Source organism: Dechloromonas sp. ARDL1, from assembly GCF_051122455.1.
Taxonomy (GTDB): domain Bacteria; phylum Pseudomonadota; class Gammaproteobacteria; order Burkholderiales; family Rhodocyclaceae; genus Azonexus.
This window is the reverse complement of the sequence record NZ_CP168939.1, coordinates 2,970,364-2,989,437: the sequence shown is the minus strand read 5'-3', so window position 1 is coordinate 2,989,437 and position 19,074 is coordinate 2,970,364. Positions and strand designations below refer to the sequence as shown.

Here is a 19,074-nt window from a genome sequence, read left to right as displayed (position 1 = left end):
AGGCGGAGTTGTCGCCTGCCGGTGATCGAAGCAAAGGCGCCGCCGCTAAGTCAGCTATTGGCAACCCGGCTGGCCGGGAAGCGGGCGGCAAAGCGGCTGCCGACGCCCAGTTCGCTCTTGATGTCGAGCTGGGCCTGGTGGCGATTCAGCGAGTGCTTGACGATGGCCAGTCCGAGGCCGGTACCGCCCGAGTCGCGCGAACGGCCTCGGTCGACGCGGTAGAATCGTTCGGTCAGGCGGGGGATGTGCTTGGCGTCGATGCCCGGGCCGGTATCCTGCACCGCGAACTCGGCGCCTTGCGGCGAAGTCTTCCAGCTCAGCGTGATCTTGCCGCCAGGGGGCGTGTAGCGCACGGCGTTGGTCACGAGATTGGCCAGCGCGCTGATCAATTCGGGCTCGGAACCGCGCAGGTCGCCGTTGCCGTCAGTCTCGACGAGGATGCTGTGGCGGCCGGCGGAGAGCGCTTCGGCGTCGCGGCGCAGCTTGTCGATCAGGCTGGCCATGTCGACGACGTCGTTGTCCGGCGGCGGCGCTGATTCGATCGACGACAGCGTCAGCAGGTCCTGCACGATGGACTGCATGCGGTCCGACTGGTCGGCCATCATCGCCAGGTAGCGCCGACGCTCCGCGTCGTCCAGTTCGATTTCCTGCATGGTTTCGAGGAAGCCGGCGAGCACCGTCAGCGGTGTGCGCAATTCGTGCGAGACGTTGGCGACGAAGTCGCGGCGCGTCTGGTCGAGGCGGTCGGCCTGTGTGATGTCCTTGATCTGCATGAGCCGGCGGCTGCCGGCATAGGGAATGACGTGGATGGCGTAGACGCGGTCCTTGTAGCGTTCCGGGCGCAGGGTCAGCGGGCGGCTGAAGTCGAGGGCCTCGAGATAGGCGACGAATTCGGGCTGGCGGACGAGATTGAGGATGGATTGTCCCTGGTCGGCATCCAGCTTCAGGCCGAGCTGGGTTTCCGCCGTGGTGTTGCAGAACATGATGTTGTTCTGCAGGTCGAGCATCACCACGCCGTCGGTCAGCGCCTGGGTGGCGGCGCGCAGCAGCTTGATCGTCTGCTCGCGCTGCTCGATCTGCGCACGCAGCTCCTTTTCGTGGCGATACAGGCGACCGAATATGTCGTCCCAGGCGCCTTCGCCTTCCAGGCTGGCGTCGACCACCGGCTTGCGTGTCCACCGGTCGAGACGGGAAAAATGGCGGAAGTGGATCAGTTGCTGCAAAACGAGGCCGACGCAGAAGACGGCCCAGCCGTGCCAGGGGCGGGAAAAGAGACCGACCGGAATGGCGATGGCCGCCGCGACGGCGGCCAGGATCACGGCGCGGATGACGAGTGAGGTCAAGAGCGGTCAGGCTCCCCGGAAACGGTAGCCGGTACCGCGCACGGTTTCCACCCGCTCGTGGTGGCCGGAGGCTTCCAGCGCGGCGCGCAGGCGGCGGATATGCACATCCACCGTCCGTTCTTCGATGAAGACATGGTCTCCCCAGACTTCGTCGAGCAGTTGGGCGCGTGTGTAAACCCGCTCGGCGTGGGTCATGAAGAAGAACAGCAAGCGGAATTCGGTCGGCCCCAATTCGATCGGCTGGCTACCGGCGAGTACGCGATGAGTGGCCGGGTTGAGCGACAGGTCGCCGACCTCGACGGCCTCGCCGGCGAGGTGCGGGGCGCGGCGGCGCAGCACGGCGCGCACGCGGGCGACCATTTCCTTGGGCGAGAAGGGCTTGGTGATGTAGTCGTCGGCGCCGGCTTCCAGGCCCTGTACTTTGTCCTCTTCATGGACGCGGGCGGTGAGCATGATGATCGGCAGTTCGCGGGTGCGTTCGTCGGCGCGCAGCTTCTTGGCCAGCGCGACGCCGGATTGGCCGGGCAGCATCCAGTCGAGGAGCACCAGGTCGGGCAGCGCGGCGCGGATGGCCGATTCGCCTTCCTCGGCACTGCCGGCGCGAACGACCAGGAAGCCGGCGTGCTTGAGGTTGATCGCCACCAGTTCCTGGATCGCCGGCTCGTCCTCGACGACGAGAATCGTCGGCGTCACTTGGCTTGCCCCTTGACGTGGCGGATGTCGCGGCCTTCGACAACGAATACCACTTGCTCGGCGACATTCTTGGCGTGGTCGCCGATACGCTCGATGGCGCGGGCGATGGAGATGATTTCGATCGAGGTCGTGATGGTGCGCGGGTCTTCCATCATGTGCGTGATCAACTGGCGGATGATGGACTTGAACTCGGTGTCGACATCGCTGTCGGCGCGGATGACTTCCTGTGCCTGGGCGGTGTCGAGGCGGGCGAAGGCGTCGAGTGCCTGGCGCACCAGGTTGAGCGCGGCTTCGGCCAGGTGGCGGATGCCGATGCCGTACTGGGCCGGCAGATGGCCGGCTTCATAGATGCGGCGGACGCCCTTGGCAATCTTCTTGGCCTCGTCGCCGGCGCGCTCCAGGTCGGTGACGATCTTGCTGATGCCGAGCACCAGTCGCAGGTCGGAGGCGGTCGGCTGGCGCTTGGCAATGACGTGGGCGCAGTCGTCGTCGATGGCTTTTTCGAGGTCGTTGATCTTGCGATCAGCTTCGACGATCGATTTGATGCTGGCGACTTCGCCCGAACTGTACGCTTCGATGGCCGAGGAAACCTGGGTTTCGACCATGCCGCCCATCTGCAGGACGTGGGTGCGAAGGCGGCCGAGCTCTTCGTCGAACTGGCTGGAGAGGTGTTGGCTTTCGTTCATGTCGTGTGCTCCCTTAGCCCATGCGGCCGGTGATGTAGTCTTCGGTGCGCTTGTCGTTCGGCTTGATGAAGATTTCGTCGGTCTTGCCGAATTCGATCATCTCGCCCAGGTACATGTAGGCAGTGTAGTCGGAGACACGCGCTGCCTGCTGCATGTTGTGGGTGACGATGAGGATGGTGACGTGCTTCTTCAGCTCATGTACCAGTTCCTCGATGGCGCCGGTGGCGATCGGGTCGAGCGCCGAGGTCGGCTCGTCGAACAGCAGCAGTTCCGGATCGGTGGCCAGGGCGCGGGCGATGCACAGGCGCTGTTGCTGACCGCCGGAAAGGTTGGAGGCGAGATCGTTCAGGCGGTCCTTGACCTCATCCCACAGGGCGCCGCCCTTCAGGGCCTGCTCGACCTTGTCGTCGAGAACGCGCTTGTTGTTCTCGCCGCGCACGCGCAGGCCGTAGGCGACGTTTTCATAGATGCTCTTGGGGAAGGGGTTCGGTTTCTGGAACACCATGCCGACGCGCATGCGCACTTCGATGGGGTCGACATCGGGCGACAACAGGTTGGTGTTGTCCGGGTAGAAGCGAATCTCGCCTTCGTAGCGATTGCCCGGGTAGAGGTCGTGCATGCGGTTGAAGCTGCGCAGGTAGGTCGATTTGCCGCAGCCGGACGGGCCGATCAGCGCGGTGACCTTCTTGTCGTAGATCGGCATGTTGATGTTCTTGAGCGCCTTGGCTTCGCCGTAATAGAAGTTCAGGTTGCGGGCTTCGGCCTTCAGTGCCGGTTGATCATGAATCTGCATGGATAACTCCGTTCGATATTCGGTTCGGGCAGCGTCGTCGCTTACCACTTGATGTTCTTGCGCATCTTGTAGCGCAGCCAGATGGCGATGGCATTCATCGACAGCACCATGACCATCAGCACGAAGCCGGCGGCGGCGGCGTTGATTTCGAAGGCCGGGTCGGGGCGCGACGTCCAGTTGAAAATCTGGATCGGCATGACGGTGAAGGGCGACATCAGCCAGTCGAACAAGCCTGCATTGACGCCGGCGCTCACTTCGGTGAAGGGGGCGGGCGGCAGGAAAGCGATGAAGGTCAGCGCGCCGATGGTGATGATCGGGGCCGTTTCGCCGATGGCGCGGGCCAGCCCGATGATCACGCCGGTCAGGATGCCGGGCATGGCGTAGGGAATGATGTGATAGCGGCAGGTCTGCCAGCGGGTGGCGCCGACCGCCATCGAGCCTTCGCGGATCATCGCCGGGATGGCGCGGATCGCTTCGCGGGTGGAGACGATGACGATGGGCAGGATGAGCAGGGCAAGCGTTAGGCCGGCGGTCAGGATGCTCTGGCCGAAGCCGAAGGCATAGACGAAGATGCCGAGCGACAGCAGGCCATAGACGATGGATGGCACGGCGGCCAGGTTGGTGATGTTGATCTCGATGATCTCGGTTACCCAGTTGCGCTTGGCGTATTCCTCCAGATACACGCCGGCGGCGACGCCGAGCGGCACGGCGGCGAAGGCGGTGACCGTCATCACCAGCAGCGAGCCGACCCAGGCCGACAGGATGCCGGCATTGGCGGCGCGCCGCGAGGCGAAGTTCATGAAGAAATCAAGATTGAGCCGTTCGGCACCGCGCAGCACCATGTCGCCGACGAGCAGGAAGATGACGATCAGGCCGATGCCCAGAAAGAAGATGCCGAGTGCCTGGAAAAGGGTGTCCTTGAGCTTGCCCTTGGCGATCAGCGCACGGACCTGCTCGGCCGTCAGAGTGGAATGTTGCATGTTAGTAGTTCTCCCGGAACTTCTTGCGCAGCCATTGGCCGAGGATGTTGAAGCAGAGGGTGATCAGGATCAGGGTCAGGCCGGCGGCGAAGATGGTCTGGTAGCCGATCGAGCCGTGCGGCAGGTCGCCCAGCGCCACCTGCACGATATACGAGGTGATGGTGGCGGCCGGTTCGGTCGGGTTCCAGGTCAAGTTCGGCTGCATGCCCGCGGCGACGGCGAGGATCATCGTCTCGCCGACGGCGCGCGAGATGGCCAGGATGTAGGAAGCCGCCAGGCCGGAGAAAGCGGCCGGGACGACGACGTGGATGGCGGTGTACAGCTTGGTTGCGCCCATGGCGTAGGAGCCTTCGCGCAGGCTCATCGGCACGGCGCGCATGGCATCCTCGGACAGCGAGGCGATGTAGGGCACGATCATGATGCCCATGACCAGGCCGGCGGAGAGCAGCGAGAAGCCCGGCAGCTCCGGGAAAATCTTCTGCAGCAGCGGGGTGACCATGAGCAGCGCGAAATAGCCGAAAACGATGGTCGGAATGCCGCCGAGCAGTTCGAGCACCGGCTTGGCGACTTCGCGGATGCGCGGCTTGGCGAATTCAGAGAGATAAATGGCGATCACCGTACCCATCGGGATGGCGACGGCCAAGGCAACGGCGGACGACACGACGGTGCCGGAGACGAGGACCATGATGCCGAAGTGGGCATCGTCGAACAGCGGGGTCCATTGGGTATCGGTCAGAAAGTCGACGATGCTGACGTTCTGGAAGAAATTGATCGACTCGGAGACGAGTACGTAGACGATGCCGACCGTGGTCAATACGGAGACGGCGGCAGCAGCGAAAAGCAGCATCTCGATGACGCGCTCGCTGACATTGCGCATGGCGTTCTTGGCCAGGCGGTCGCTGACCGTGGGGTGGTCGGAAGCGGTGTTTGCGGACATGGCGTGTGAATTCACGAACGGAATTCCCTATGATAAAAGCCCGACCCGGTTCGGGGCGGGCTTTTGTGGGACGGAAACAGGAATCAGAGCTTGGCTTCGCGCTTCATCAGTTCTTCGATGGTGATGCCGACTTCGTTCTTGCCGCCGAACACGGAGCCGTACTTCTTCTTGGCCACGTGCTCCAGGTTGCCGGTGTAGGCGGCGGCAGGCAGCGGAACGTACTTCACTTCCTTGGTCAGCTTGGCGGCGTTCTTCATGTAGAACTCGATGAATTCCTTCACTTCCGGCTTATCGAGCGACTTGGCCTTGATATAGACGAAGATCGGGCGCGACAGCGGCTGGTAGGTGGACTTGATCACCGACTCTTCCGACGGCTCGACGGCGGCGTTGGTCTTCGGATTGACGATGGGCAGGGCCTTCAGGCGGGCCTTGTTCTCGGCGTAGTAGGCGTAGCCAAAGTAGCCGATAGCATTGACGTCGCGCGAGACGCCCTGGACCAGCACGTTGTCGTCTTCGGATGCGGTGTAGTCGCCGCGCGAGGACTTGGCCTTGCCGACGACGGCTTCGGTGAAGTACTCGAAAGTACCGGAGTCGGCACCGGCGCCGAACAGCTTGATCGGGGCGTCGGGCCAGGCCGGGTTGACCTGGTTCCACTTGGTGATCTTGCCCTGGGCGGCGGGTTCCCACATGGCCTTCAGTTCAGCGACCGTGGCCTGCTTCAGGAAAGTGTTCTTCGGGTTGATGACGACGGTCAGCGCATCGAAGGCGACCGGCATTTCGACGTACTGCACGCCGGCGGCCTTGCAGTCTTCCATTTCCTTGGCCGTGATCGGGCGCGAGGCGTTGGAAATATCGGTTTCGTCGCGGCAGAACTTCTTGAAACCGCCGCCGGTGCCCGAAATGCCGACGGTGACCTTGACGACGTTCTTCTTCGCTTTCTGGAATTCCTCGGCGACAGCCTCGGTGATCGGATAGACGGTCGAGGAGCCATCGATCTTGATGACCTGGGCCTGGGCAGCCTGGGCGCCGAACATGGCGACACCGGCAACGGCCAGGGCGGAAACGAGCTTGGAATACTGCATGGGGATACTCCTGCACGGGTTGGGTTTGCTGATGTGTGCAGGTTACCGGCCGATTATTACAGCCATGTGACAGGCTGTAATAATCGGGATTTCTACGCCTCCCAGCTTACTTTTTCGGGCGTCCCGTCTTGATGCGCTCGATGCGGCCCATCACGGCCTTCAATTCGCTATCGTTGAGCGCAGCGAGCAGGGCGATGCCGCCGCGCAGCAGTTCGCTCTTCTTGACTTCATTGCCCAGTGCGGCCAGTCGCTTCTTCAATTCGCCGATACGGGCATGTTCTGCCTCGGGCATGGCATAGCTGTCGCGCACCAGCTTGATCTTCTTGGCCTTGGGCACTTTGTCGGCCTTGCCTTTTTTTGGCACTGCCTGCTGCATGACCTTCGGTTGGTCGTACTTGATCGCCTGCGCCTTGACCAAGGCATCGGCCAGGACCTTCTGGTGCTTGGCGACTGTTTCCTCCACGACGTTGGGTTTGCGCGATACGCGGGGCTTGCTCGCAGTGGGGGCGGCGGGCGTCTTTGCCGGTTTGGCTGCCGTCCGGGGGGCTTGGGTGGCGATGGGGCGGGGCGCGGGCTCGGCGTTTGCCCGAGGGGGGGGAGCGCTTGCCGCTGCCGGGGCAGCGGCCTTGGTGGCCGGGCGGGGCACCTGTTTTTTCGGCGCCTTGCTCGTGTTCGTTGGCTTGGTCGGTGCTTTCTTGATGGTGTCGTTCATCGTGCCTTCTCTCTGAAAAACGGTATGGCTAGTTTAGCGATTCGAGTTGTCCGTAGCGTTAAGCTTTTGTGACCGTTTGGTATTCCGGTGGCGGGGTAAAATGCGCTCCAAAATCATCAGGAGCGACAGCATGACCCAGGACGAACTCAAGCAGGCGGTGGCCCAGGCCGCCGCCGATTACGTGGCGCAGACGGCGCCGGCCGGCAGCATCATTGGTGTCGGTACCGGCTCGACGGCCAACTTCTTCATTGATGCGCTGGCGGCCATCAAGGACCGCTACAAAGGCGCCGTGGCCAGTTCCGAAGCCACCCGCAAGCGTCTAGAAAGCCACGGTATTACCGTTTTCGACCTCAACGACGTGAGCGACATCCCGGTTTATGTCGACGGCGCCGACGAGATCGACGGTGGCCTGAACATGATCAAGGGCGGCGGCGGCGCGCTGACGCGCGAAAAGATCGTCGCCGCAGTGGCTCGCGAGTTCGTTTGCATCTGCGATGCCTCCAAGCTGGTCGAGGTGATGGGCAAGTTCCCGCTGCCGGTCGAGGTTATTCCCATGGCGCGCGCCCATGTCGCCCGCGAACTGGCCAAGCTGGGCGGTATGCCGGTGCTGCGCGAAGGCTTCGTCACCGACAACGGCAATGTGATTCTCGACGTGCAGGGTTTGTCGATCACCGACCCGAAGGGTCTGGAGGTGCAGATCAACCAGATCACCGGTGTCGTCACCAACGGCCTGTTCGCCGTCCGCCCGGCCAACCTGCTGTTGCTCGGCACTCCGGATGGTGTGCGGTCGATTCGTTAGTCATCGTCCGGTCATCGTTTTTCTTTAGGCTGCCCGACGCGTTCATTTTCAGGAGATTCCCGTGTTGTTATCCGCACAAGAAATTTCTCTGGCCCGTGAACGCATGCTGAGCAACATGCTGGCGCTTTCTGTCGCCTGTATCGACTCGGCGCACCAGTTGTTGGTTGCCACAACGGCAGTGGGCCGTTCCGGTTTGCAACAGGGAGGGGCGCATTGCTCGCAACTGCTTGGGCTCTCTCCAGATATGGCCGCACAGCGCTCTACCGCCTTCGTGCTGGACCAGGCAGTACGGGCTGGTGCGCTGTTCGAGGAGGCCCTGTTGGTCGCCAGTGAAACGCAAAAGGTGGTGATTCGATGCAGCGAGACACAGGTGCGCATTCTGGATGCCATGGCAGTCGCCGCGATTGAGCGCCTCCGGAAAACCTCCCCGTGGGAGGCGGAGCCAGCGCTGGATGCCTTGACGGAATCCTTGGCCACGACCGAACGAGCGCTGCATCGGTTGAGCGGGGCCGCCATCGAGACGGTCGCGCATCTGGAGGGCGAGATGCGCGGTAAGCCTGGCGCCGCACCCGGTGGCAGGCTTTCGAGCTGACGGAAGCGCCAAGCGGCTCATCACCATCGGCATTGCCGCGGGAAAAGCCGCCTGTTGTTGTACGACAAAGATTTCAGCTGTGCCGGAGCCGGGCAGCCTGGCGGCTGGCCGGCTCTTTTTCACGCCTTGACAGGGCGCACCTTGCTGGCGGCCAGCTTGGCGCGTTCGCGGGCCTGCTCGGTGTCGTTGCCGTTGGCCACGGCAACGCCCATGCGGCGCTTGGCGAAGGATTCCGGCTTGCCGAACAGGCGCAGGTCGCTGCGCGGCACGGCCAGTGCTTCGGCCAGGCCTTCGAAGGCGATGCCCTTTTCTTCCATGCCGCCATAGACCACAGCCGAGGCACCCGGCTCGCGCAGCGCGGTGTCGACCGGCAGGCCGAGGATGGCGCGGGCGTGCAGTTCGAATTCCGAGAAGCGTTGCGAACAGAGGGTGACCAGCCCGGTGTCGTGCGGCCGTGGGCTGACTTCGGAGAACCACACCATATCGCCCTTGACGAACAGTTCGACGCCGAACAGGCCGCGCCCGCCCAGGTTGCCGGTGACGGCGGCGGCGATTTCCTGAGCCTGCTTGAGAGCGGCCGGAGTCATCGCCTGTGGCTGCCACGACTCGACGTAGTCGCCGCCGACCTGAACGTGGCCGATCGGTTCGCAGAAGTGAGTGACTACTTCGCCGGCTGTGTTGCGGGCGCGTACGGTGAGCAGGGTGATTTCGTAATCGAAGTCGATGAAGCCCTCGACGATGACCCGGCCCTGGTTGACCCGTCCGCCGCTCGCCGCGTAGTCCCAAGCCTTTTGCACATCATCCGGGCCGCGCAGCAGCGACTGCCCCTTGCCCGACGACGACATGGTCGGCTTGACGATGCAGGGGTAGCCGATGCCGTTGTCGATGGCGGCCTGCAGTTCGGCCAGCGAGTCGGCAAACTGATAAGGCGAGGTAGGCAGGCCGAGCTCCTCGGCAGCCAGCCGGCGGATGCCTTCGCGGTTCATGGTCAGCCTGGCGGCGCGGGCGGTGGGTATCACTTCAGCCAGTCTCTCCTTCTCGATCTCGACCAGCATGTCGGTGGCGATGGCCTCGATTTCCGGCACGATCAGGTGCGGCTTTTCCTGCTCGACCAGCCGGCGCAGCGCGGCACCGTCGGTCATCGAAATGACGTGGGCGCGGTGGGCGACCTGGTGACCGGGGGCGTTTTCGTAACGGTCGACGGCAATGACTTCGACGCCCAGGCGCTGCAGGGCGATGATGACTTCCTTGCCGAGTTCGCCGGCGCCGAGCAGCATGACGCGCAGGGCTGAAGGGGAGAGCGGGGTGCCGATTTTCATGAGATGTCCTTGCCGTGCTGTAAGCGGAAACGGGCGAATTTAGGCGTCGGGCATCGCATCGTCAAGCGGCGCCGGGGTGGTCGGCGGGCTGCCTTATAATGCTGGCCATGCGAGCCCATGCCCTCCCTTCCGCCATCGAGCGCTTCCTGCTGTCGCCGTTCAGCCTGTTACTGGCCGTGTTGATCGCTTTCGTGCTGAATGCCTACAGCCTGCCGCTGACCGACGTGGACGAGGGGGCATTCTCGGAGGCGACGCGCGAGATGATGGCGCGCGGCAACCTGGTGTCGCCGACGCTCAACGACGCGCCGCGCCACGACAAGCCGATCCTGATCTACTGGGCGCAGGCCGCGTCGGTCAGCGTGCTTGGCGTCAGCGAAATCGGTTTCCGGCTGCCGTCCATCGTCTTCGCCGTGCTGTGGATGCTCGCCCTCTACCGCTTCTGCGCCCGCCATGCCGACCGGCGGACGGCGCAGGTCGCATCGCTGGTCATGGTCTTGTCGTTGGCCGTCGGCTTCATCGCCAAGGCGGCGATTTCCGATGCCCTGCTCAACCTGTTCATCGCTCTGTCGATGTTCGGCATCTACGACTATTTTTGCGCCGAACGCGACGGCAAGCCGACGCGGCGCCTGCTTTATTACACCTACGCCATGCTTGGCCTCGGCTTCCTGACCAAGGGGCCGGTCGCCGTCTTCTTCCCGCTGCTGGTCAGCGGCCTGTTCTTCTTGTCGGCCGGCGCCTGGCGGGCCTGGCTGCGCGCCATCTTCTTCTGGCCGGGCTGGCTGGTTTTCCTGGCCATCGTCGTGCCTTGGCATGTGGCGGTTTTTCTCGATCAAGGCGACGCCTTTTTCCGTGGCTTCTATCTCAAGCACAACGTCAATCGCTACTCGAACACCTTCGAGGGGCACGGCGGCAAGTGGTATTACTACCTTGTCGTCGCTCCTTTTGTACTGATGCCCTTCTTCGGTTGGCTGCTGGCCATCGTCGCCAAGGTAGGCGGCCGGCTGCGCCGGACGCCGCTCGGCGCCAGGCGGGGCGACGGGCTGTTCGAACGCTTCCTGCTCATCTGGTTCGTCGTCGTCTTCGTCTTCTTCTCGTTTTCGGGTACGCAACTGCCGCATTACCTGCTCTACGGCTGTACGCCGGTTTTCATCCTGCTCGCTGCCTATCGGCCGGAAAACGAGCGGCGCTGGCTGGCTTACCTGCCGCTGATTCTCTTCGCGCTGGTTTTGGCGACCCTGCCGGAAATCCTTGCCTTGGCTGCCGGCAAGGCCGGCAAGCCGTTCGAGAAAACCCTGCTCGACGGCCTGGTACTGGCCTTTTCCGACGAAGCGCGCTGGCTGCTGCCGTTGCTGGCTGTCGTTTCCATTACCTTGGCGTTGTGGCGCAGCCTGCCGGTATGGCAGGGCGTGGTGCTGGCTGGCCTGCTGCAGGCGCTGATGGTTTCGGCAGTCATTGCGCCACGCGCCATCGCAGTCACGCAGGGGCCGATCCGTGAGGCGGCCCGCGTCGCCCAGGAGGCTGGCGGCAATGTCGTTGCCTGGCGCATCATCATGCCCAGCTTCAGCGTCTACCGGCAGGCGGCGACACCGACGCGCGTGCCGGTCGAAGGCGAACTGGTGCTTACCCGTACCGACCGCCAGCAAGAGGTGCAGGCCTTGCTGGCCCCAGGGCTGCGCATGACCAATCTATACCAGAAGAGTTTCGTCACACTGGCCCGCGTCGAGCGCGAGGAGCGGCCGTGAAGGACGACGCACTGCACGCCCGGCGTCCAGGCTTCGATGCCGGCCTGCTCGCCAGTTGCCTGCTGATGGCGATAGCGCTGGTCGGCGTCTGGTACGGCGGTAACTGGCAGGGTGGTTTCCTGGCCGGGCAGGCGGTCAGCAGCTATCTGCCGCCGGTTTTCTGGGAGTCATTGACCACGCTCGGCGATGCCCGCGTCCAGCTCGCCCTGGTGCTGCCCTTCTGTCTGCGTTATCCACGCGTGTTCTGGGCGCTGTTCCTGGGCGCATTGGTGGCTGCCGCCATCAGTCGCGGGCTCAAGGTGGCATTCTCCTTGCCCCGCCCGGCGGCCGTGTTCGATGCGGCACAGATCACCGTCATCGGTGCCAAGCTGACTGCGCACAGCTTTCCCTCCGGGCATACGGTATCGGCCTTCTCCTTCGTCGTCGCCTGGGTCGCACTGCTTGGCCGGCGTGCCGCGCCGCTGGTGCTGGTCGCCCTGCTGGCCGGATTCTCGCGCGTCGCGGTCGGCGCCCACTGGCCGGTCGATGTGCTGGCCGGCGCCATGGTCGGCCTGCTCGGCGGCTGGCTCGGCCTGCACCTGAGCAAGTATTTCCGTTGGGGGCTGGGCGTGCGCGCCCACTGGTTCCTGATCGTCCTTTCAGTCATTGCCGTGGCGACCTTGCCTTTCGATGGACAGGGCTATCCCGGCTCGCTGCCCTGGCGCATCGTCGCCTGCTTGTGGGGGCTGGGCGGGTTTGTCGCGGTTTATCTGCTGCCGCTGTACAAGAAGGGCTGGAGAGGGATCAATCGCGATTTGGCGGGGTTGTCTGCGGGAAGTGGAGAGAAGGCCGGCAAACTCGCCGGCGAATCTCGCTAGGTGGCGTTGATCGGGGTGAAACGGCTCAGGCGCACCGCTCGGCGCATGTGCAAGAATGGCATCCCGTCACGTTGGAGTGCTTCTTGGAACTGCTGCGTTTAAGCTTTTTGTTTGCCGTCACCGCACTGGCGGAAATCATGGGCTGCTATCTGCCGTGGCTTGTCCTTCGGCAGGGCAAGCCGCTCTACCTGCTGCTTCCCGCTGTCGTTGCATTGGCGCTGTTCGCCTGGCTTTTGACGCTGCATCCGGCTGCCGCAGGGAGAACTTACGCTGCCTATGGCGGCATGTATATTGCCGTCGCGCTGTTGTGGCTCAGATTCGTAGATGGTGTTTCGTTAACCCGCTGGGACATTTTGGGGGCGAGCATCGCGCTTGTCGGCATGGCCGTCATCGCTCTGCAGCCGGCGAGCAGCTGACAACCCAGGCAGGCGCCACGCCTGGCGGGGTGGCGATCACTTCATGCCAGACGTATGCCGATCTCGGTTTCGCCATGCCCCGATTTCGCGAATGCTTCCCCATCATGCATGCGGGCAATGGCGCTCACGATGGCGAGGCCCAGTCCGTGATTCTGGTGGCCCTGGCTGCGCGCGGTGTCGACACGAAAGAAACGGTTGAAGATATGGGGCAGGCTGGCGGCAGGAATCGGCTCCCCGCGATTGATGACCGAGAGTTCGACCTGCCCGTCCGCTTCCGGTCTGATCCGGATCACGATTGAGCTGCCGCGATAGGCATGGCGGGCGGCATTGTTCAGCAGGTTGGATAGTACGCGTCGCAGCAGCGCCGCATCGAACTTGCCGGACGCGTCGCCGTCGATGGACCATTGCAGGTCGGCTTCGAGCAATACGGCTTCGTAGTAGTCGGCTACTTCGGCGCACAGTTGGGCAAGGCTGGGAACGGGCGTCCGCCTGGCCTTGGCCCCCCTGTCGGCTTGCGACAGGAAGAGCATGTCATTGACGATGCCCGACAGACGGTGCATTTCTTCGAGATTCGAGCCGATGCAGTCACGCAGATTTTCATCGTCGTCGTGACTGCGCAAGGCCAATTCACTGCTGGCGATGATGTTCGCCAAAGGGGTTCTCAATTCGTGTGCCACGTCGGCATTGAAGCCTTCGAGCTGGCGATAGGCTTTTTCGAGCCGGTTCAGCAAATCGTTGAATTGATCGACGAGAACTTGCAGCTCGGCCGGGATTCCTTGGGTTTCCAGGCGTTTGTCGAGCGAGCGTATGGCGAGACTGCGCGTTTGCTCGGCCAAGGTCCGAATGGGGGAAAGTCCCAAGTAAACGATCAGATAGCCGCCCAGGGTGATCGCCGCACTGCCGATCAATGCGGCCGCCCAGAGGATGGCTGCGAGGCGGTCCAGAATCGCTTCGTCGGGGGCCGTGTCGAGCGCCAGTTCGGCAATCGAGAAATCGTTCTTGCGCGCTTTGTCGGGAAGCTCGAGCGAGTAAAAACGGGCTTTTGACGGCCACGATCCCGGTGTCGAAACGAAGTGAACCTCACCCGAACGATTGCGCAACCGAAGATGCAAGTCCCGGTTGATTTTCAGAAGATCGTCCAGGTCGTGTTCCAGGGTTCCCGGTCGCAAGTGCACCGGCGTTTCCTCGAACATGTGCCGAATTGCCGTACTGAATTTTTCGAGGCGCAGATCCTGTTGCGTTTCAAGATTGACCTTGACCGAGAAAAATACCCCGAGGCACAAGCAGCCGAGGACGCCCAGGCTCAGTGAGGCGAGCCAGCGGATAAGGCGCGCGCTCAGCGTCGCGTTGTTCCGATGGCCGAGCTTCATTCGCGCTTTTCGAGGACATAGCCCATGCCCCGTACGGTGTGCAGGAGTTGGTGGTCGAACGGGGTGTCCATCTTGGCACGAAGCCTTTTGATCGCGACCTCCACCACATTGGTATTGCTGTCGAAATTCATATCCCAGACCTGCTCGGCGATTTCGGTCCTGGACAATACTTCCCCCTGCTTTCTGAGAAACAGCGAAAGCAGCAGGAATTCCTTGGCGCTCAGGTCGATACGCTGGCCGCTCCTGGAAACCTTGCGGCGGGCCAGGTCCATTTCAAGATCGTGCAAGGTCAGAAGGTTTGACGGGGACTCCAGTTGATGCGAGCACGAGCGGCGCAGCAGCCCCTGAATCCGCGCGATCAATTCAGAAAAAGCGAACGGCTTGACCAGATAGTCGTCGGCGCCGGTCTGCAGTCCGTTGACCCGGTCTTCCACTTTTCCCAATGCGGTCAGCATCAAGACCGGCGTTTGCTTTTTTGTACGCAAGGCGGCCAGCATGGAGAGACCGTCCATGCCCGGCAGCATGGAGTCGAGAATGATGGCCGAATAATCGAATTCCAGACTCATGTGGAGTCCGGTTACCCGTCGTGGGCCAGGTCGACGACAAAACCCGCAGTGCCCAATCCCTTCTGCAGATACTGGGCAAGTTTCTGTTCATCCTCGACAACCAATAGCTTCATATCGTCCCAAATCGAAAGATGTCAATTTTGTAAACTTCCTGTCGGCGTTCTGTCAGTGCTCATTTTCTATAGTTCATCCATGCCGTTTCGTTATGCGGCATATCGCTAAACCGATGAACCGAACGATCAATGAAGGAGTTTTATCATGAACGTCAAACAAGCGCTTGCTTTCCCGGCTCTCTGTGCCGGACTGCTCCTGTCGGGCCAGGTATTGGCCGAATCCGTCATTCATGTCGGACCGGGTGGCTCGGTGAAATTCTATCCGGCGCACGATGCCGGTGGCAAAAGTGCCCAGCAGGTACAACAGGAGCTCGAAGCGTTCAAACGCAATCCGGTCAGTGCCGACGGCGTCTATCGCTATGTCGGTGGCGATCAGGGCTGGGTTATTGTTCCGCACGAATATGCCTACCGCGACGGGAAGTGGCAGCATGTCGACAAGCTTCCCCATAACACGCCGGCTCCCCGGCCGATGACGCCGGAAGAAAGGAAGCAGCGCGATGCCATGTACCCGCCCGGTTAATTAATGCGCTGCAAAGGGAAAGGCATGCCGCCTATCGACGAGGATCAGGGAGCACCTGATCGTCAGCGGCCTGTCTTTCCATGAGCAATCCGCCGCAGGCTTGCGGCTTGAACACCTTTCGGTCTCCTTGATTCCATGCGTCGCTGGCTCTCCATTTTCCTGCTGATCGTCTTGTCGCTCCAGATGTCGTGGGCGGTAGCGGCGAGCTATTGCCAGCACGAAGCGGGAGGGGCTCAGCACTTCGGTCACCATGAGCACACGCATCAGGCAGCGGGCGGCGAACAGCTTGCCGATGAAACGCCCTTGAGTGCGGACAATGATTGTCCGCTTTGCCATGCCGCCAGTGTCGCAGCCCTGCCTTCCTTTGGCGCCTCGTTGCCCGATGTCCTGACCGTGGCCGATTATCACCGGCGCGTCCGGCCCTTGCCTTCCATACCCGGTGAGCAGCCCGAACGTCCCAACTGGGATATCTCCGCCTGACCGGCGGGGCTTGGGGTTTTTTCCTGTCCTGAGCACTGCGGCCTGAGCCGCGCTCCCGTGCCATGCGCTTGTCGGATGGCGCCCCGCCGATTTCTCAACGTGTCTTTCATCACTGGAGAATCGGATGTATTCCAAAAAAAACGCTGCCGGGCTGGTATGCCGAACCTTGTTCGGACTCACGGTCTTTGCCAGCGCGCATCTCGCCGCACAAACGTTCGATGCGTTGCCGACGGCGCCCTCCCATGCACTGACCAGGGAGCCTGGCACTTCCTTGACCTTGCCGGCGGCGATTGATCTCGCCCTGGCATTTAATCCGGAATTGTCGGCCGCCGCCAACGAAGTGCGTGCAGTCGACGGGGCGGTTATCCAGGCGGGCATTGTGCCGAATCCGGAAATATCGACTTCCGTCGAGGATACGCAGAACAAGGCCACACGGACGACGACCATCCAGCTGAGCCAGCGGATCGAGCTCGGGGGCAAGCGTGCCGCTCGTATTGCTTCGGCCGAGCGGAGCCGCGATGTGGCGACCGCCGACCTGGCAGCCAAGCGGCTGGACGTGCGGGCCAGCGTGACCGGGGCTTTCTTCGACGTTCTGGTTGCCCAGGAGCGCATTCAGCAGGCCGAGGACTTGCTCGGCCTTGCCCGGCGCGTCAGTCTGGCGGCCTCGCGACGCGTGAGCGCCGGCAAGATTTCGCCTGTCGAAGAAACCAAAGCCCGTGTCGCCGAAGCCTCGGCGCTGGTGGAACTGAACCAGGCGCAACGAGAGTTGGTCGTAGCCCGCAAACGCCTGGCGGCAAGCTGGGGAAGTTCGAATCCCCGTTTCGCGCGGGTCGAAGGCCGTACCGACCTGCTGCCGGCACTTCTCTCCAGCGAAGAGATTGCTCAACGCCTGGGGGCGTCACCGGCGCTGCTCCGGGCGCGCCATGAGGCCGATCGTTTTTCTGCGCTCGCCGACCTGGAGCGTACCCGTCGGGTTCCCGACCTGACCGTCAGCCTGGGGTCGAAAATGGCCGAAGAGCTCGGCCGCAGCCAGACCGTCGTGGGGGTTTCGATACCCTTCCCGCTTTTCGATCGGAACCAGGGCAACGTGCTTGAGGCGCTACGCCGAGCCGACAAGGCACGCGACGAGCTGAGCGCGACCGAGGTTCGCTTGCGTGCGGATGTCACGCAAAACGAGGAGCGTCTGAAGGCGCTGGTCGTCGAGGCGGAGACCCTGCAAGGCGAGATCGTGCCGGGCGCGCGTAGCGCCTACGAGGCCGCCAGCAAGGGCTTCGAACTGGGGAAGTTCAGTTTTCTGGAGGTTCTGGACGCCCAACGCACCTTCTTCCAGGCACGAGCCCAATACCTGAGAAGTTTGTCCGATGCCCATCGGACCGCCGCCGAACTGGAGCGCGTCCTCGGTTCCGGCGATTCAGACCCGTCTGCAGCACCCCGCCGTCCGTAGGAGCATGCCGTGAAAATGAATTTCAAAAAGAACACCGTCAATCTCTCCCGAAAGCAAGGGTTCGCCATTGCCGCGATCCTGGCGGCCGGCATTGTCGCGGGTGCCTGGATACTCTTGGGCAGCGGTAGCGCGAAGCCGGCCAGCGAACAACATGAGCACGCCAGCCACGCCGAAGCCAAGGGGCATGCCGATGCCGAGCATCACGGCGGCAAGGCCGGTGATGGACACGATCACGCCCAAGGTCACGGGGATTCGGAACATCATGAGGAAGCGCCAAGGACGGGGCCGCATGGCGGCCGGCTTTTTGTCGAGGATGGTTTCGGCCTGGAATTGCTGCTTTCCGAAGATGGCGGCGAACCCAATTTCCGTGTCTGGTTGTTCCAGCAGGACAAGCCGCTTGCGCCCTCTGCGGCAAAAGTCTCGATGACCCTGACGCGACCGGGCGGTGAGAAGCAGGAGATTCTCTTCGCGGTCGAGAAGGATTATCTGAAGAGTACGAGTCAAATCGCGGAGCCGCATGTGTTTGAGGCATCCCTGTCGGTACTGATGGGCGGTACGCCGTTCCTCTTCATCGATAGCCGGGAAGAAGGAAAAATCGAACTGACGGACGAGCAAATCAAGGCCGCCGCCATCGGTATCCAGACGGCGATTCCGGCAAAAATCAAAACCGCCGCCCGGCTGCCCGGCGAAATCCGCTTCAACGAAGATCGCACCGCCCATGTCGTGCCGCGTCTGGCCGGGGTCGTCGAGAGCGTCCCTGCCAATCTCGGGCAGCAGGTCAAGCGCGGCCAGGTTCTCGCCGTAATCGCCAGTACCGGCCTTTCCGAGCAACGCAGCGAATTGTTGGCGGCCCAGAAGCGCCTTGCGTTAGCAAAATCGACCTACGAGCGCGAGAAGAAGCTCTGGGAAGAAAAGATCTCCGCCGAGCAGGATTATCTGCAAGCCCAGCAGGTTTTCAGGGAGGCTGAAATCGCCGTTGCCAACAGCCAGCAGAAACTGGTTGCGCTAGGCGCGGCTCCCTCGGTGTCCGGGAGTCTCAATCGCTACGAAATCCGCGCCCCCTTCGACGGCATGATTGTCGAGAAACACATTGCGCTGGGCGAAGCGGTGAAGGAAGACGCCAGTATTTTCACCATTTCCGACTTGTCTTCCGTATGGGCGGAGATCGTCGTTCCCGCCAAGGATTTGAGCGTCATCCGGGTTGGCGAAAAGGTTGTCGTCAAGGCGACCGCCTTCGACTCCAAGGCCGAAGGCAGCATCTCCTACGTCGGGGCATTGCTCGGGCAGGATACGCGCACCGCCAAGGCGCGGGTCACCTTGGCCAACCCGAAGATGGCCTGGCGTCCCGGGCTGTTCGTCAATGTCGACATCGTGTCCAGCGAGGCCGAGGTTCCCGTCAGCGTTCTCGCCGAAGCCATCCAGACGATTGACGACAAGCGTGTTGTCTTTATCCGGGTGCCTGATGGCTTCGTCGCGCAACCGGTGAGCTTGGGGCGTTCCGACGGCCAGTCCATCGAGGTGCTGAGCGGCTTGAAGGCCGGGACGCCGTATGCCGCCTCGGGCAGCTTTGTCCTGAAGTCGGAACTCGGCAAGGGTAGTGCCGAGCACAGCCACTGAGGCGAGGGAGAAC

At 62.6% G+C, this 19,074-nt stretch carries 19 protein-coding genes and 1 pseudogene; 9 read left to right on the top strand and 11 right to left on the bottom strand.

What is annotated here, in order from left to right; translation table 11 throughout:
- Positions 1 to 50: 50 nt before the first annotated feature.
- The 8 genes from phoR to AB6Q56_RS14775 all read right to left on the bottom strand — a co-directional run bounded on the left by phoR (position 51) and on the right by AB6Q56_RS14775 (position 7,226).
- Entirely contained in the window at positions 51 to 1,343 is a 1,293-nt protein-coding gene (phoR, locus tag AB6Q56_RS14810; RefSeq protein ID WP_434513848.1) for a phosphate regulon sensor histidine kinase PhoR, read from the bottom strand.
- A 6-nt stretch (positions 1,344 to 1,349) separates the two neighbouring features.
- Positions 1,350 to 2,036 (bottom strand): phosphate regulon transcriptional regulator PhoB, encoded by a 687-nt coding sequence (gene phoB / locus AB6Q56_RS14805; RefSeq protein WP_434513847.1) that lies wholly within the window; start codon positions 2,034 to 2,036, stop codon positions 1,350 to 1,352.
- Positions 2,033 to 2,722 (bottom strand): phosphate signaling complex protein PhoU, encoded by a 690-nt coding sequence (gene phoU / locus AB6Q56_RS14800; RefSeq protein WP_434513846.1) that lies wholly within the window; start codon positions 2,720 to 2,722, stop codon positions 2,033 to 2,035. Before phoU ends, phoB begins: the two co-directional genes overlap by 4 nt.
- A 13-nt stretch (positions 2,723 to 2,735) precedes the next feature.
- Positions 2,736 to 3,515 (bottom strand): phosphate ABC transporter ATP-binding protein PstB, encoded by a 780-nt coding sequence (gene pstB / locus AB6Q56_RS14795; protein ID WP_434513845.1) that lies wholly within the window; start codon positions 3,513 to 3,515, stop codon positions 2,736 to 2,738.
- 41 nt (positions 3,516 to 3,556) lie between these two features.
- On the bottom strand, positions 3,557 to 4,495 hold the full coding sequence (gene pstA / locus AB6Q56_RS14790) for a phosphate ABC transporter permease PstA (RefSeq protein ID WP_434513844.1): 939 nt from the start codon (positions 4,493 to 4,495) through the stop codon (positions 3,557 to 3,559).
- 1 nt (position 4,496) lies between these two features.
- Positions 4,497 to 5,432 (bottom strand): phosphate ABC transporter permease subunit PstC, encoded by a 936-nt coding sequence (pstC, locus tag AB6Q56_RS14785; RefSeq protein WP_434513843.1) that lies wholly within the window; start codon positions 5,430 to 5,432, stop codon positions 4,497 to 4,499.
- Positions 5,433 to 5,515: 83 nt separating this feature from the next.
- Positions 5,516 to 6,514, bottom strand: coding sequence for a PstS family phosphate ABC transporter substrate-binding protein (locus tag AB6Q56_RS14780; RefSeq protein ID WP_434513842.1), 999 nt, complete (start codon positions 6,512 to 6,514; stop codon positions 5,516 to 5,518).
- Positions 6,515 to 6,620: 106 nt separating this feature from the next.
- On the bottom strand, positions 6,621 to 7,226 hold the full coding sequence (locus AB6Q56_RS14775; RefSeq protein ID WP_434513841.1) for a hypothetical protein: 606 nt from the start codon (positions 7,224 to 7,226) through the stop codon (positions 6,621 to 6,623).
- 130 nt (positions 7,227 to 7,356) lie between these two features.
- Here AB6Q56_RS14775 and rpiA point away from each other — a divergent pair, with 130 nt between their 5' ends.
- Both rpiA and AB6Q56_RS14765 read left to right on the top strand, forming a co-directional pair.
- Positions 7,357 to 8,025 (top strand): ribose-5-phosphate isomerase RpiA, encoded by a 669-nt coding sequence (rpiA, locus tag AB6Q56_RS14770; RefSeq protein ID WP_434513840.1) that lies wholly within the window; start codon positions 7,357 to 7,359, stop codon positions 8,023 to 8,025.
- Between the two features lie 61 nt (positions 8,026 to 8,086).
- The gene (locus tag AB6Q56_RS14765; RefSeq protein ID WP_434513839.1) at positions 8,087 to 8,617 is read left to right on the top strand and encodes a hypothetical protein; all 531 of its coding nucleotides are present in this window, start codon (positions 8,087 to 8,089) and stop codon (positions 8,615 to 8,617) included.
- A 119-nt stretch (positions 8,618 to 8,736) separates the two neighbouring features.
- Here AB6Q56_RS14765 and purT read toward each other — a convergent pair whose 3' ends face one another.
- Positions 8,737 to 9,936, bottom strand: a complete 1,200-nt coding sequence (purT, locus tag AB6Q56_RS14760; RefSeq protein WP_434513838.1) for a formate-dependent phosphoribosylglycinamide formyltransferase — start codon at positions 9,934 to 9,936, stop codon at positions 8,737 to 8,739.
- Positions 9,937 to 10,034: 98 nt separating this feature from the next.
- On the opposite strand from purT, the gene AB6Q56_RS14755 reads away from it, so the two are divergent.
- The 3 genes from AB6Q56_RS14755 (at position 10,035) to AB6Q56_RS14745 (ending at position 12,951) form a co-directional block, all read left to right on the top strand.
- On the top strand, positions 10,035 to 11,678 hold the full coding sequence (locus tag AB6Q56_RS14755) for an ArnT family glycosyltransferase (RefSeq protein ID WP_434513837.1): 1,644 nt from the start codon (positions 10,035 to 10,037) through the stop codon (positions 11,676 to 11,678).
- On the top strand, positions 11,675 to 12,535 hold the full coding sequence (locus tag AB6Q56_RS14750) for a phosphatase PAP2 family protein (protein ID WP_434513836.1): 861 nt from the start codon (positions 11,675 to 11,677) through the stop codon (positions 12,533 to 12,535). Before AB6Q56_RS14755 ends, AB6Q56_RS14750 begins: the two co-directional genes overlap by 4 nt.
- Positions 12,536 to 12,672: 137 nt before the next feature.
- Positions 12,673 to 12,951, top strand: coding sequence for a YnfA family protein (locus AB6Q56_RS14745; protein WP_434517164.1), 279 nt, complete (start codon positions 12,673 to 12,675; stop codon positions 12,949 to 12,951).
- Between the two features lie 41 nt (positions 12,952 to 12,992).
- On the opposite strand, the gene AB6Q56_RS14740 is transcribed toward AB6Q56_RS14745, so the two are convergent.
- Together AB6Q56_RS14740 and AB6Q56_RS14735 are read right to left on the bottom strand one after the other, a co-directional pair.
- Positions 12,993 to 14,321 (bottom strand): heavy metal sensor histidine kinase, encoded by a 1,329-nt coding sequence (locus AB6Q56_RS14740; RefSeq protein WP_434513835.1) that lies wholly within the window; start codon positions 14,319 to 14,321, stop codon positions 12,993 to 12,995.
- Positions 14,318 to 15,000 (bottom strand): annotated as a pseudogene (locus tag AB6Q56_RS14735) (heavy metal response regulator transcription factor). Before AB6Q56_RS14735 ends, AB6Q56_RS14740 begins: the two are co-directional and overlap by 4 nt.
- 145 nt (positions 15,001 to 15,145) lie before the next feature.
- Between AB6Q56_RS14735 and AB6Q56_RS14730 the strand changes: the two are divergent.
- From AB6Q56_RS14730 to AB6Q56_RS14715, 4 genes are all read left to right on the top strand, one after another.
- A complete protein-coding gene (locus AB6Q56_RS14730) occupies positions 15,146 to 15,520 on the top strand; it encodes a hypothetical protein (protein ID WP_434513834.1) in 375 nt (124 codons plus the stop codon).
- A 135-nt stretch (positions 15,521 to 15,655) separates the two neighbouring features.
- Entirely contained in the window at positions 15,656 to 16,000 is a 345-nt protein-coding gene (locus AB6Q56_RS14725; RefSeq protein WP_434513833.1) for a DUF2946 family protein, read from the top strand.
- A gap of 124 nt (positions 16,001 to 16,124) precedes the next feature.
- Positions 16,125 to 17,444 carry a TolC family protein gene (locus AB6Q56_RS14720; RefSeq protein ID WP_434513832.1) on the top strand — a complete coding sequence of 440 codons (1,320 nt, stop codon included), beginning with the start codon at positions 16,125 to 16,127 and terminating at the stop codon, positions 17,442 to 17,444.
- Between the two features lie 15 nt (positions 17,445 to 17,459).
- Positions 17,460 to 19,061, top strand: a complete 1,602-nt coding sequence (locus AB6Q56_RS14715; RefSeq protein ID WP_434517163.1) for an efflux RND transporter periplasmic adaptor subunit — start codon at positions 17,460 to 17,462, stop codon at positions 19,059 to 19,061.
- The last annotated feature ends 13 nt before the right edge of the window (positions 19,062 to 19,074 follow it).